Annotated in this window: 14 protein-coding genes; 1 reads left to right on the forward strand and 13 read right to left on the reverse strand. The window is 62.2% G+C overall.

Annotated elements, in window-relative coordinates; genetic code table 11:
• Positions 1 to 70: 70 nt before the first annotated feature.
• From FHY04_RS06300 to FHY04_RS06315, 4 genes are all read right to left on the reverse strand, one after another.
• Positions 71 to 226 (reverse strand): hypothetical protein, encoded by a 156-nt coding sequence (locus FHY04_RS06300; RefSeq protein WP_183935869.1) that lies wholly within the window; start codon positions 224 to 226, stop codon positions 71 to 73.
• A gap of 35 nt (positions 227 to 261) precedes the next feature.
• The gene (locus FHY04_RS06305) at positions 262 to 531 is read right to left on the reverse strand and encodes a hypothetical protein (RefSeq protein ID WP_183935870.1); all 270 of its coding nucleotides are present in this window, start codon (positions 529 to 531) and stop codon (positions 262 to 264) included.
• A 1,141-nt stretch (positions 532 to 1,672) separates the two neighbouring features.
• A complete protein-coding gene (locus FHY04_RS06310) occupies positions 1,673 to 2,248 on the reverse strand; it encodes a recombinase family protein (RefSeq protein ID WP_183935871.1) in 576 nt (191 codons plus the stop codon).
• Between the two features lie 362 nt (positions 2,249 to 2,610).
• Positions 2,611 to 3,366 carry a nucleotide-binding protein gene (locus tag FHY04_RS06315; RefSeq protein WP_183935872.1) on the reverse strand — a complete coding sequence of 252 codons (756 nt, stop codon included), beginning with the start codon at positions 3,364 to 3,366 and terminating at the stop codon, positions 2,611 to 2,613.
• A gap of 765 nt (positions 3,367 to 4,131) precedes the next feature.
• Here FHY04_RS06315 and FHY04_RS06320 point away from each other — a divergent pair.
• Complete coding sequence (locus tag FHY04_RS06320; RefSeq protein WP_031394198.1) at positions 4,132 to 4,623, forward strand: MucR family transcriptional regulator; 492 nt, start codon at positions 4,132 to 4,134, stop codon at positions 4,621 to 4,623.
• A gap of 137 nt (positions 4,624 to 4,760) precedes the next feature.
• Here FHY04_RS06320 and FHY04_RS06325 read toward each other — a convergent pair whose 3' ends face one another.
• The 9 genes from FHY04_RS06325 to FHY04_RS06365 all read right to left on the reverse strand — a co-directional run bounded on the left by FHY04_RS06325 (position 4,761) and on the right by FHY04_RS06365 (position 12,578).
• The gene (locus tag FHY04_RS06325) at positions 4,761 to 5,663 is read right to left on the reverse strand and encodes a flagellar motor protein MotB (RefSeq protein ID WP_031441540.1); all 903 of its coding nucleotides are present in this window, start codon (positions 5,661 to 5,663) and stop codon (positions 4,761 to 4,763) included.
• A gap of 1 nt (position 5,664) precedes the next feature.
• Positions 5,665 to 6,528 (reverse strand): flagellar motor stator protein MotA, encoded by an 864-nt coding sequence (gene motA, locus FHY04_RS06330; protein WP_031394196.1) that lies wholly within the window; start codon positions 6,526 to 6,528, stop codon positions 5,665 to 5,667.
• Positions 6,529 to 6,639: 111 nt separating this feature from the next.
• The gene (locus FHY04_RS06335) at positions 6,640 to 7,533 is read right to left on the reverse strand and encodes a flagellin (RefSeq protein WP_183935873.1); all 894 of its coding nucleotides are present in this window, start codon (positions 7,531 to 7,533) and stop codon (positions 6,640 to 6,642) included.
• Positions 7,534 to 7,538: 5 nt separating this feature from the next.
• Positions 7,539 to 8,888, reverse strand: coding sequence for a flagellar hook-associated protein FlgK (gene flgK, locus FHY04_RS06340; protein ID WP_183935874.1), 1,350 nt, complete (start codon positions 8,886 to 8,888; stop codon positions 7,539 to 7,541).
• Entirely contained in the window at positions 8,885 to 9,214 is a 330-nt protein-coding gene (locus tag FHY04_RS06345; RefSeq protein ID WP_031440261.1) for a rod-binding protein, read from the reverse strand. Before FHY04_RS06345 ends, flgK begins: the two co-directional genes overlap by 4 nt.
• Positions 9,211 to 10,302, reverse strand: a complete 1,092-nt coding sequence (locus FHY04_RS06350) for a flagellar basal body P-ring protein FlgI (RefSeq protein WP_183936158.1) — start codon at positions 10,300 to 10,302, stop codon at positions 9,211 to 9,213. The genes FHY04_RS06345 and FHY04_RS06350 overlap by 4 nt, the downstream gene beginning before the upstream one ends.
• A 10-nt stretch (positions 10,303 to 10,312) precedes the next feature.
• Positions 10,313 to 11,008, reverse strand: coding sequence for a flagellar basal body L-ring protein FlgH (locus FHY04_RS06355; RefSeq protein WP_107931259.1), 696 nt, complete (start codon positions 11,006 to 11,008; stop codon positions 10,313 to 10,315).
• 14 nt (positions 11,009 to 11,022) lie between these two features.
• On the reverse strand, positions 11,023 to 11,811 hold the full coding sequence (gene flgG, locus FHY04_RS06360; protein WP_031394684.1) for a flagellar basal-body rod protein FlgG: 789 nt from the start codon (positions 11,809 to 11,811) through the stop codon (positions 11,023 to 11,025).
• A 14-nt stretch (positions 11,812 to 11,825) separates the two neighbouring features.
• A complete protein-coding gene (locus tag FHY04_RS06365; protein ID WP_031394683.1) occupies positions 11,826 to 12,578 on the reverse strand; it encodes a flagellar basal body rod protein FlgF in 753 nt (250 codons plus the stop codon).
• Positions 12,579 to 12,588 lie beyond the last annotated feature (10 nt).

The following is a 12,588-nucleotide window of genomic DNA, read 5'->3' on the forward strand; positions in this document are numbered from 1 at the left end:
CACGTTGTCGTCCATGGCGGCGTGATCGACCCGGCTATGCCCGGAGATCAAGGCGGCTACGCCGCTGAAGCTACACCACGCGGTGGGACACGATCTTGGCAACTTCATCCGCCTTGATAACGGCAGGCTTCCCAATAAGATCAACAAGAGCATTGATCTTAGGCAGGGTGGCAGAGAGGGCTTCAATCTCAGAAGCGATAGCGGCAAGTGTGGTATTCTGGGTCATTGGTTTTTTCCTTGTATGTATTGAGGGGATTGAGATTAGCGCTGTGGAGTAGGCGCAAAGACGCCAATCTTAAGCTTCTCATGGCGGTAGGTTGCGATGGTACCTGTATCTGTATCAGCAGCGGCCATAAGCTTAGCAATAGACGGGCGGCCCGCTGGCTTACATTTAGCGTAATCAGGAAGCGGGATGCCGAGAACATCAAGGCATAAGCGGAACCCGCCACGGATACGGCTATCCACCTTTTCGATATGATCGATAACGCGAGGATCGTTGAGGCGGCTAAGGTCAATAGGAACGGGGTTCATGGTTGGTCCTTCAAATTGGCGGAGTAACTTAGTCAAATATTACAGACAGAGGCCCCTCTTGCCCGTAAGCAAAAGGAACCGGTTAGATTAACGATGTGGAAAGGGCGGCCTGTCAGCTACCAACAGGGCAACGCAATAGCTGACAAGCCTTAGTATCCGCGTCTATCATGGGCGCAACTCGACGGAATTTGGATTTGTCCGGGGTGATAGATACGGAGACTATAGGGAGAGGAGCGGCTAGCTTATGCGCCGTACATATTGCTAGCCATGAAGCGGACCTGTTTAGGTTCAACGCTCCTACATTCCTCAGATTAGCATAGTAGGTAGATCACTGGATAACCAATGACGAAAACCAGAGTATCTAGTTAGTAGCGATATAAAGGCACAGGGTATGCCTCGATATAGCTTACTATGCTAATCTGAAGGATGCGTATGAGATATGCGGATTAGGGCTGTAGAGTACCGATGATATATACATAGATATAATACTATCTATTATCTTCTTAGATTAGGAATACTGAGCTGTATCCGGTCGTCCCCTCGTCCTTCCTTCTACAGATAGATATCCGTATTGAGGCACTTTAGAGGAGCAACTACAGCTATATCATCTTCTTGAGTTAGATCATACGTCGCTTGTATTGCCGGTGTCCCGATACCCATGACATTGACTGCAAAGTCGTCACGCTCGTCGCCTTCCGGCTAACCATTGCTGGCTGTGGTATCATAGCATTTGCGTATGCTCTGCCGCTTTCACGGCTTACGTTCGTAGGGCTTCCTACCTTTGGCGGTAAATCATTAGTGTTCCGCCCGCGAGTAATTCGGGGCAGGCTGGTTTGTATTGCCTAATGGTACTGGAATAGGCGGATGAATTGATCCCGCTCGGGAGGTCAATGTTCCTCTATCCTAACGGTCCTGAAATGCCCGGACACGTTAATCCGTGGTTTTGTTCCATAGGGGACCAAAATGCCGGACGAGTTAATCCGCTTTCGCATCATCCCTGAATAAGCCCCTCTCAGACTCATTCCGGTAATCAGGCTGGGCAAGTACCCGGACCCCTCCTAATCGAGTCTGACGGGGCTGAGGCGGCGCATACGCGGGCCCTCCCGTCACTTGCCCGGTATCAGCTTGGGGAGTACCCCGATCATGCAGCGCAATACCGGGATACCGTGGCCTTCGAGATACCGAAGTGCGCCATCGTCTGACTGATCGTGGCCCCGTTCGCCTTACGCCAGTCGGCTACCTCTTTCGCATCAGCGGCCCACGGACGGCCCAAGCTAGCCTTGCCACGATGCGTCAGGCCCGTTGCAGCTATCGAGGCACGAGCCGCTACCCGGCCAGTCTCACACCGCTCCTTGATCCGATGCCGTTCCATATCAGCCATCTGGGCTAGGACGGCCACGATCAACTCGCCTACGCCACGCCCAATAGGTCCAAGGCCCTTCACGTCTAGCGTTACGCCCCGCTCTAGCAGGCGGCGAACCGTAGCCTGTACGTCCAAGGCATCACGGCCCAACCGATCGAGGGCATAGACGTACAGCGTGTCCCCTTCCCGAATGTAGTCCAGGAGCTTTCCGAAGCCGGGACGGTCTGCCGCCAACGTTGCTCCGCTTACGCCTTCATCGCTGAACTCACGGTCAAAGCCATCACCTAGCGCTTGGCGCTGGGCTTCAATGCTCTGGGCTTCGGTCGATACGCGGAAGTAGGCAATGCGGCTCATGGCTTCATCCTCACAAGATATGCCGGATATCTGAGGCATCCTCTTAACTCTGTCAAGTATGTTGTGAGGCATAGTGAGGATACCGCTGAGGCATGACTCACAAGCTACAACATGAGAGGCAGGCTGTAGAGGGTGATAGCGCTACACTAGGCTAGGGCTTGGCAACTGTGACACGTCATGCAGGGATGAAGAACCACGCGCGATAATGCAGGTCGCGCTAGGCGTGTCATAATCGCCCGAGGCTGTAACCGGGCATACGGGGTAAACCGTGCTCACTCTAATCGGAGTGACCCTCTCGCAAATCTCTATCAAAATTTGGCCGTAGCCGATCGTGATGTGATCAGAAACAACGCCTCGGGCAATCAGCCATAGAACGCTGATAGGCTATCAGTAGGCTTCTGCCTAAGCTTTATCGTATCTTTACCTATACGGTCCAATATATAGCCCCACTTCAAACCAGCTTTTTCTATGTATAGGCGCGCGGAGCCCGGCACTAACTTTAGTGTCGCGTCGACTTCATTAAAGCGCATAGCTTTGGTATTATCGACAGATGGCCTACTACCCATCCAGCTTTCAATGAGCGAAATGCAATCATTCTCATCGTCAGTTAATCCATGTTCCTCAGCAATAGGTTCCACTGCAATAATTGGTGTAGGCACGCGAGGGCCTAATTTGTTGATCCTCGTTCTAATGCGATTGCAAGCTGCACCGAGAGCCGCGAGTTGATTGCCGTCCTGCCTATCTATGTCGTATTCCGCTGGTGTAATACCAAGTAGATCAGTCGGCAAGTGTAGCTCTTCTGCATTTCTAGGCTTAATTATAAAGCAACGCTCTGGGCCCAATCTTCCAGCAAAAAGGCCAAGCTCAAAGATTACGTTATCTCGGACAGTTGAGACGATCCCTTTGCGCATATCCGTCAAATCATCAGGGGCCATAATGAATATAGCAAAGTCGTTAACGTCTAACTGGTCGACTAGGTCCGCCATCGTACTCCTAGACGGCTGGAACACCCCTTGCGTCCATACGGTGGCTTCTACGTCATAATTTAAGCCCTCCTGTACATCGTAGGCCAGATCAACGCGCTCCGCAGAGGAGCCAATAAAGACACGTGGTTTCATGCCCCAAACGTACCGTTCCGCCCCCACCATTGGCAAGCGTCAGAACCAACCGAACTGGTATCGACGCGATCTTGCCTCCTCTCGTACAAAAGGCTAATACAAGCGTCCCGACGCTAAATAATAGTCGTTATATTTCAATGCCTTAGAGGGCATTTAGTAAAGTCCTCTTCCGGGCACCATATCTCGCCAGGCGGGTGAGACGACGGTCAGCGCCTTAGGCGGACCGTCGGGCGACAGATCGGCAATGCCCCAAGCAATCAGATCTTAGCTCACGAATTACCGACCACCTCGGCAACCGAAGCCCGGTCCACCCCCGTCAGATCAGCGCTCCAGCGCCAGGCCTGCTGCCCGGGTTCGATGCACTGCGGCACGCGCGTCCGGCTTGAGCTGGCCGACCTCAGCCACACGCCGCCCCAGACTTCGGAAGGACTGTCAAGGACAGTGACGGGTTCGGGTCAACCGTCCTTCCTCCGCAGTAGCATTCAGGTCCATGGTATCGGTCCCATATTCATTCCACGGATCAATCAGGCCTGATCTGCATCATAGTTAATGAAGATATCGGACATTATCCCCTATAGTAAGTGTCTGCCCGGACCACTTCGCGATCTTCCTGGAGACTGCATCCAAGCCGGGGAAATTGCGTCTTGAGACCGTGCGGCACGGCTTTTGGAAGAAAATGCATAGCAAATGACATAATAGGTTCAAATCGGATGTTGATTATAGGGCGCTATAGGCGTAGGCGTCGATCAAAGACTGGAGCATATCATGTCCGAAGACATTATTGAGCTGAACGCTGTTGAATTGGCGACCGAACTGACGATCGCGTGGCTGACAAACCCCAATACGCGCACGTCCGCCGAAGAGGTTCCGTCGTTCCTCGGCAAGATGCACGACACCGTGTCTGCATTGCTGGGCACGTCGACGGAGGAGCCCGTGGTCGAGCCCGTCGCCGAATACACCCCGGCAGTCTCGGTCCGGAAATCGCTGGCATCGAAAGATCACATCATCTCGATGATCGACGGCAAGCCATACAAGACACTGCGCCGCCACCTGGCGACGCACGGCATGACGCCGATCGAATATCGCGAACGCTACGGGCTGAAGCCGGACTATCCAATGGTCGCCGAGACCTATTCGGAAAGCCGCCGTGCCATGGCCAAGAAGATCGGTCTCGGTCGCAAGCCCGGCGCCCGCAAGACCGAAGCCCCGGCTGCCGCGCCGCAGCGCAAGCGCAAGGTCGAGGCTGTCGCCGAATAAGCAACGCGGGTCGATCGATACGAGCGCCTGCAGGGGCCGGTGGTTCGCCACCGGCCCCTTTTCGCATTAGGCAGGTCGCACGCGCCACTGCCGCCCCTCACCGCCCCGGTTGACACCGGCCGGGGCGTCGCGCCGGACTAGCTGCCGAAACGACCCCGACGGTAGAGCAGGGTGATCGCGACGCGCCGGTTGCGCGGATCGCTCGGGTTCTTGACGATCAGCGGCTCGCGGTCCGCGACACCCTCGATCCGTTCGAAGCGCGCCTCGGGCGTGCCGCCGGCGAGCAGCCGCCGTCGTGTCGCCTCGGCGCGGCCCGACGAGAGCATCCAGTTGTTCATCGCGCGCGGATCGCCATAGGGCACGCTGTCGGTGTGCCCGCGGATCATGATCGGGTTCGCCGACCCGGCGATCGATCCCGCGATCATCCCGATCAGATCCCCTGCCCTGGCGTCGAGCGCCGTCGTGCCCAGCGCGAACATGGAATAATCGGCATCGTCGATCAGGTCGATGCGCATCCCGTCCTGGGTCGGCACGAAGCGGATGTGGCTCGCGAGACGCGACAGGTTCTTCGACTGTTCGATCTGGCGGAGCACCTTGCGGCGCATCGCGTCGAAATTGCGGCGATCCTCCGCATTCAGCGCGTCGAGCCCCTTCTTGTTGCCCTTGGGCCCGGTGCCGGTGTCCGCGCCGCCCGCGCCCGCATTCGGAATGGCGATCTGCGGCAGGCTGGTCTGCCCCGCTTGCGGACCGATCTTGTTCTTCGACAGGATCGATTCGCCACCGAGCAGCGCACCGCCGCCGATCCCCAGCGTGTGCGTGTCGATCAGCGTCGGCGCGAAATAGTCGGCAATGCCCTTGCGCTGTTTCTCGGTCGTCGCGCCGAGGATCCACAGCAGCAGGAAGAACGCCATCATCGCGGTCACGAAATCGGCATAGGCGACCTTCCAGGCACCGCCATGATGGCCGCCATGGCCCTCGATATAGACCTTCTTGACGATGATCTTGGGCGGCTGGTTCGCCCCGTGCGGCGCGCGTGCCATCCTACTTCCCGCGCAGCCCGTCAAAGACTTCAGCGAAGCCCGGCTGGTTGCGGTGCGCGATCCCCGAGCGCGCCGCCTCGATCACCAGCGGCTGCGGATGACCGTGGAGCGAGGCGATGATGATCTGCTTCACCACGCCGTAGATCGAGGCATCGGCGTCGAGCACCTGCTTCAGCCGGTTTGCCAGCGGCGCGACCATGCCATAGGCCAGCAGCACGCCCATGAACGTGCCGACCAGCGCCGACCCGATCATCGAGCCGAGCACCGACGGCGGCTTGTCGATCGATCCCATCGTCTTCACCACGCCGAGCACCGCCGCGACGATACCGAGCGCGGGCAGCGCGTCGGCGAGGCTGGTCAGCGTGCCGTGCGCGCTTTCCTCCTCGTGATGATGCGTCTTGATCGACTGGTCCATCACCTCCTCGACCGCGTGCACGTCGAGCGTACCGCTCGACACCACGACGAGGCGCAGCGTGTCGGCGATCAGGTTGATCAGCGCGTGATCCTTCAGCAGCTTGGGGTATTCGGCGAACACCGCGGAGGAATTGGGATCCTCGACATGCGGCTCGAGCGCGATCGGCCCGTCGACGCGCAACATCTTCATCAGCTTGCTGACGAGGAAGATGACGTCGAGATAATCCTGCTTCTTGTATTTCGGGCCCTTGAACACCTTCATCAGCCCGCCGCCGAGCCCTTTGAGTTCCTTGCCCGAATTGCCGATGATCAGCGCGCCGGCGGCCGCACCGCCGATGATAAGCATCTCGTGCGGGATCGCCTCGAGCACGGGGCCGAGCGCCCCGCCGGTGAACGCGAAGCCGCCGAACACCATGACGAGCAAAACGACGATGCCGATAATCGGAAACATGGTGCTGGAAATTCCCCCAAAGCCCGGAACGCCGGCCCTGTCACCGGAGGATTAACCGGATTTCGTAGCCATCCGGTTACCGGACCCGCCCGATCCGCTCTATAAATGCGCTCAGCGAAGATAATCGAACAGCGACAGCGCGCTGAGCTTCGAGAAGCTCGCCTGAGTCGCCGACAGGATCGTCATCGTCTTCTGCAATTCGGTGATCGTTGTCGTGATGTCGGTGCCCTCGATCGACTGGCGGGTATCCTCGCGGTCGACCGCGACGTCCTTCAGCCGGGCGGTTTCCAGATCGACCCGCGACGCGCGCGCGCCGAGCGACGCCTGGATCGACGACACCTGTTCCGACGCCGCCGACAGATCGTCGAGTGCGGTATCGAGCGCGGCGGGATCATAGCTTTCGGCCTGGAGCGCGGTCGCGATCGCGCTCAATACCGCCAGCGTGTCCTTGCCGTCGGCGCGCAGCACGCGCGACGCCGATTCGTTCGCCTGGACGCTCGCGCCGTCGCCGACCGGGATCGGCGAGACGCTGGTCGCGGCCAGCGCATAGCTGCCATCGGCCTGCTTCACCGCCGCGGGACCGCCATCCGCGCCGCCGAAGATCGGCTGGCCGCGCAGGTCCTTCACGTTCGCGAGACTCGCGATCGTATCGACGATGCCCGCAATTTCGACGCCGATCGCCTTGCGCGCATCGCCGCTCAGCGTGCCGTTGCGCGCCTGCACCGTGAGTTCGGACACGCGCTGCAATTGCGCGGTGATCGCGCTGAGCGTGGTGTCCGACTGTTTCAGCACCGATGCGGCGGTCGTCAGATTCGCGGCATAGGCCTTGTCGTCGACGGCATCGCGCGCGAGCCCCGCCAGCCGCTGATAGGCGGCGCTGTCGGACGAGGGCGCGGTGAATTTGATGCCGGACGAGATCTGCGTCTGCAACGCGTCCGCCTGCTTCGACAGCGTATTCATCGCCTTGGCCGAGCGTTCGTAGAACAGGCTGGTCGCGATCTGCATAAGGCCTACCGGATCTCGAGGATGGTCTGGAGGATGTCGCGCGCGGTCTGGATGACGCGGCTCGACGCCTGATAGGCCTGCTGGAAGCGGAGCAGGTCGACCGCCTCGCTGTCGAGGTCGACACCGCTGCCCGAATCGCGTGCGGTCACTGCGCCGTCGCGGATCGCACCCTGCGCATCGCCGACCAGCCTGCGCTGTTCGAGCGACGCCGCATTGCTCGTGATCATGTTGGTCAGCCGCTGTTCGCTGCCCGTCGTCGGGTCGCGCGTCGCGAGCAGCGCGGTCAGGTTCGACGCATCGCGCGCGCCGCCGGTCGCCCCCGCCGCGGCAATGCCGCGCGGGTCGGTCAGCGCGACGGTGATGCTGGTCGGCGTGTCGCCTGTCTTGAACAGCGCCGCACCCGGATTGCCGTCGAGATCGCGCCCCTGCGCCTGGATGGCGTTGACCTGCGTGGTGAAATCGGTCGCGATGCCGTTGAGCGTGTCGCGCGCCGCGACGATCTTCTGCGCGCCCTCGGCATAGCCGGCCAGCGCGCCACCCGACGGCGTCACCGCCGATGTCGTGCCCGTCCGCTGCACGACGAACCCCACCGCGCCCTCGTCATTCTTCAGATAGCTGACATTGCCCGCATCGGGGCCCGCCACGAATACCGGGCCGCTCGCGCCGCCCAGCCGCACCGTCGCACGGCCGAGATCGTCGAACTCCGTACTGATATCGGTGATCGTGCTCATCTGCTCGAGCAACTGGTCGCGCTGGTCGCCGAGCTGCGCGGCGTTGGTCGATCCCTTCTGGCTGCGCGCGATGCCGTCATTGACCTTGGCCAGCGCGGTGCCGAACGAATTGAGCGTCTGCGTCGCCTGCCGCGTCGCGGTGTCGAGATCGGCCGCCGCGGTGTCGAGCGCCTTGCCCGTCGCGGTGAACGCCGCGGCCGCGCTGGTCGCGGATTCGAGCATCACCGACCGCGCCGGGACCGAGGTCGGGTCCGCCGACAAGGTCTGCGCGGCGGAAAAGAAGCTGGTGAGACGATCGCCGAGCTTGTTGTCGGTCAGCGACGTCTCGATCCGCCCGAGCCAGGCCGCCGCGGTCTCCGTCCTGGCAAGATCCGACCCGGCGTTGCGGACCGCGAGCGAACGGAACGTGTCGGCCGATCGCGAGATGCCGGTGACGGTGACGCCGTTGCTGCCCGTCGCGACGCTCGCATTGATGCCACTGCCGATCGAGGTCACCTGGCCGAGATTCGTCGTCCGCCGGGTATAACCCGCGGTGCCGGTGTTCGCGATGTTCTCGGACACGGTATTGAGGGCGGTCTGATACGCCCGCACGCCCGACGCGCCGATCGACAGGAGGTCGCTCATGGCGACGGCTCTGCCGCGCCCGGGTTAAGATCGGATTGCGATTTGGCGAGGAAATCGGTCATCGCCTTGCCGATGCCGAGCGGCGTGTGCTCGGCCATCGTCTGCGCGACGCGCGCGTCCTGCATCTCGGTAAAGGTGTCGAGCGCCTTGGATTCGAACAGCGAATCGCTCAATTTCGCCTGGCGCATGCTCTTCAGCATCATGCCGGTGAAGACCGCCTCGAACTTCTTGCCCGCCTTGTCGAGATTGTCGTTCGACTTGAGCCGGCTCGTATCGGTCGAGATGCCGCCCGCATCGATCGGGCCGGGGGCTGCGATCGGGCTCACAGGACGATCAACTCGGCCTTGAGCGCGCCGGCTTCCTTCAGCGCCTCGAGGATCGCGACCAGATCGGCGGGCGACGCGCCGATCGCGTTCACCGCCTTGACGATGTCGGCAAGCTTGGGGCCGGGGTTCAGCAGGAACATCGGGCGACGCTCCTCCTCGACCGCGACCGCGCTGTTCGGCGTGACGACGGTCTGGCCCTGGCTGAACGGCGCGGGCTGGCTCACCTGTGGCTTCTCGTCGATCCGCACCGTCAGCTTCCCATGCGTCACCGCGGCAGGCCCCACGCGCACCGCGGAGTTTATAACGACCGTACCGGTGCGCGCATTTACGATTACTTTTGCCGAGGGCTCGGCGGAGACCACGTCGAGATTCTCGATCGTCGACATCAAGGTCGCGCGGATATCGGCGCCGACGGGCGCGCGGACCGCGACCGAGACCGCGTCGATCGCCTGTGCGCTGCCGAAGCCGAGCTTCGAATTGATCGCGCCCGCGACGTTCTGCGCGGTGGTGAAATCGGCGCGCGCCAAGTTGAAGGTCAGCATCGGCGCGCTGTCGAACCCGGTCGCAACCGCGCGCTCGACCGTTGCGCCCTCGGGGATGCGTCCGGTCGAGGGGATGTTGACGACGATCTTCGACCCATCCGCACCTTCCGCGCCGAGCCCGCCGACCGCGAGATTGCCCTGCGCCATTGCATAGATCTGGTTATCCGCGCCGAGCAGCGGCGTCATGATCAGGCTGCCGCCGCGCAAGCTCTTGGCCTTGCCCATCGACGCGACGGTGATGTCGAGCCGCTGGCCGGGCTTGGCGAAGGGCGGCAGTTCGGCGGTGATCATCACCACCGCGGCGTTCTTCATCCCCGGATTGGCGTTGGGCGGCAGCTGCAGCCCGAAGCGCGACGCGACGGCTTTCAGCGACTGGACGGTATATTCCAGATTGTCGTCGCCCGTGCCGGGCAGCCCGACGACGATGCCGTAGCCGGTCAGCTGGTTCGACCGGATCCCCTGGAACCCGCCCAGATCCTTGATCCGGTCGGCAGACGCCGGTGCTGCGATCAGGAGCGAGGCGAAAAGGGCGAGCAGGAAGCGCATGGTCACGGCCTCAGAAAGGGCTGACGACGGAGAAGAAGCGGCTGAGCCACCCCTGGCGGCCGGCGCGGGCGACATCGCCCTTGCCGGTGTACGAGATCTGCGCATCGGCGACCCGCGTCGACAGCACGCGGTTGTCGCGGTCGACATCGGCGGTGCGCACCAGCCCCTTGATCTTGAGGAACTCGTCGCCGCGGTTGAGCGTCACGCGCTTCTGCCCCTGAACGAGCATCGTGCCGTTGGGATAGACTTCGGCGACCGTCACGCTGACCTCGCCCGACAGCGAGTTCGCCTGGTCGGCGGCGCCCGCGCCGTTGAAGTTGCGCCCGCCGCTGATCGTCGCATCGGCGCGGTTGAACAGGTTCAGAGCGCCCGTCGTCGGCGGAGTGATGCTCGCCGAGCCGCTGCTGTCGAGCTTCGAGCCCGAGGATTTCGACGCCGCGGTGCGCTCGACCAGCACGATCGTCAGCGGATCGCCGACTTTCCGCGCACGCCAGCCCTCGTACAGCGCGGCATAGCCGTCCTGCGCCTGGAAGATCGATCCGGTCGCGGGCGACGCCACCGGCACGGGCAGCGGCCGTGCGACTGTGAAGTCCTCGGGCGGCGCCTTCTTGCCGAACAGCCTGGCCTGCGCCGACAGCGGCGCGAGCGTGCCGGCGACAATCGCGAGGAGCGCGATCGACGCGCGCGTGGGGATCGGAAATGCCATGATGCGCCCTGCGATCAGATGTTCTGGTTGACGTATTTCAGCATGTCGTCGGTTGCCGAGATCATCTTCGAATTGACCTCATACGCACGCTGAGTCTCGATCATGTCGACCAGCTCCTCGACGACGTTGACGTTCGACGCCTCAAGCATCCCCTGCCGCACGCGACCGCGGCCATCCTGCCCGGCGACACCCAGATTGGCGGCACCCGACGCGGCGGTCTCGACCAGGTAATTGTCGCCCGTCGCCTGGAGCCCGGCACCATTGGCGAAGCTCGCGACCTGGATCTGGCCGATCTGCTGCGCTTCTGACTGGCCGGGGATCGTCGCCGACACGGTACCGTCCTGGCCGATCGTGATGTTGGTCGTGCCCTCGGGCACGGTGATGCCGGGCATCACCTGATAGCCTTCGCTCGTCACCATCAGCCCCTCGGGGCTGCGCGAGAAATTGCCCGCGCGGGTGTAGCCGAGCGTGCCGCCGGGCATCTGCACCTGGAAATAGCCGTCGCCGTCGAGCGCGAGGTCGAGGCTGTTGCCGGTCGTCTGCATCGACCCCTGCGTATCGATCCGCGCCGTGCCCTGAATCCGGACGCCGGTGCCGAGGTTGAGCCCGGTCGCGTATTTGGTCTCGGACGTCGACTGCGCGCCCGGCGCGGTCACGACCTGGTACGCCAGCGTCTCGAACGCGGCGCGATCCTTCTTGAACCCCGTCGTGTTGACGTTGGCGAGGTTGTTCGAAATGACCCGCATGCGCGTATCCTGGGCATCGAGCCCGGTACGCGCGATATGCATGGCGGAACTGCTCATGGCCTAATCCTTCCTTAGCTCGGCAGGCGCATCAGCGATGCACCGCTTTCATCCATGTCCTTGGCGGACTTCAGCATGTTGGCCTGGACCTCGTAGCTGCGCTGATTCTCGATCATGTCGACCAGCGCCTGCGTCATGTTGACGTTCGATCCCTCGATCGCCCCGCCCTGCACCTTCGCATCGAGATCCTCGGGCAGCACGCCGCCACCGCGCACGCGCAACAGGTTATCGAGCCCCTTGACCGTGTCCGACCCCTTGGTGTCCGCCAGCTTCAGCTTGTCGATCACCTGCGGCGCATTCGCGTCGCCACCCTGCGGCACGATCGAGATCGTCCCGTCGCCCGCGATCGAGAGCGTGTCATAGGGCGGGATCGTGATCGGCCCGCCCGATCCCATCACCGGAAAACCGTCGCCGGTCTGGAGCACCCCCGATGGCGCGATCTCCAGGTCGCCGCGCCGCGTATAGGCTTCGGAGCCGTCCGACGCCTGGACCGCGAGCCATGCGGTCGCGCCGGTGACCGCGACGTCGAGCGGCCGGCCCGTGGTCTGGATCGCCCCCGGCGCGCGGTCGGCGTCGGTCACTTCCTCCGACGTCGGCGCGCGCGCCTCGAACTGCTGGCCACCACCCTTCAGGTCGATCCGGTCGAACACCACGCGGTCGGCGCGGAATCCGGTGGTCGACGCGTTCGCCATGTTGTTGGCGATCGCCGACTGCGCCGCCATGTGCGCGCGCAGTCCCGTCGCCGCGGTGTAGACCAGCTTGTCCATTCAGGTTTCT

Origin of the sequence: Sphingomonas sp. BK481 (assembly GCF_014194875.1) — a bacterium.
GTDB lineage: Bacteria > Pseudomonadota > Alphaproteobacteria > Sphingomonadales > Sphingomonadaceae > Sphingomonas > Sphingomonas aerolata.

What these genes read in the sequence shown, in the direction of transcription:
- FHY04_RS06355 (WP_107931259.1), bottom strand. Translation starts at nt 11,008, where the DNA reads ATGGCATTTCCGATCCCCACGCGCGCGTCGATCGCGCTCCTCGCGATT.
- FHY04_RS06365 (WP_031394683.1), bottom strand. Translation starts at nt 12,578, where the DNA reads ATGGACAAGCTGGTCTACACCGCGGCGACGGGACTGCGCGCGCACATG.
- FHY04_RS06335 (WP_183935873.1), bottom strand. Translation starts at nt 7,533, where the DNA reads ATGCAGATCGCGACCAGCCTGTTCTACGAACGCTCGGCCAAGGCGATG.
- FHY04_RS06305 (WP_183935870.1), bottom strand. Translation starts at nt 531, where the DNA reads ATGAACCCCGTTCCTATTGACCTTAGCCGCCTCAACGATCCTCGCGTT.
- flgG (WP_031394684.1), bottom strand. Translation starts at nt 11,811, where the DNA reads ATGAGCAGTTCCGCCATGCATATCGCGCGTACCGGGCTCGATGCCCAG.
- FHY04_RS06300 (WP_183935869.1), bottom strand. Translation starts at nt 226, where the DNA reads ATGACCCAGAATACCACACTTGCCGCTATCGCTTCTGAGATTGAAGCC.
- FHY04_RS06320 (WP_031394198.1), top strand. Translation starts at nt 4,132, where the DNA reads ATGTCCGAAGACATTATTGAGCTGAACGCTGTTGAATTGGCGACCGAA.
- FHY04_RS06350 (WP_183936158.1), bottom strand. Translation starts at nt 10,302, where the DNA reads ATGCGCTTCCTGCTCGCCCTTTTCGCCTCGCTCCTGATCGCAGCACCG.
- motA (WP_031394196.1), bottom strand. Translation starts at nt 6,528, where the DNA reads ATGTTTCCGATTATCGGCATCGTCGTTTTGCTCGTCATGGTGTTCGGC.
- FHY04_RS06310 (WP_183935871.1), bottom strand. Translation starts at nt 2,248, where the DNA reads ATGAGCCGCATTGCCTACTTCCGCGTATCGACCGAAGCCCAGAGCATT.
- FHY04_RS06325 (WP_031441540.1), bottom strand. Translation starts at nt 5,663, where the DNA reads ATGGCACGCGCGCCGCACGGGGCGAACCAGCCGCCCAAGATCATCGTC.
- FHY04_RS06315 (WP_183935872.1), bottom strand. Translation starts at nt 3,366, where the DNA reads ATGAAACCACGTGTCTTTATTGGCTCCTCTGCGGAGCGCGTTGATCTG.
- flgK (WP_183935874.1), bottom strand. Translation starts at nt 8,888, where the DNA reads ATGAGCGACCTCCTGTCGATCGGCGCGTCGGGCGTGCGGGCGTATCAG.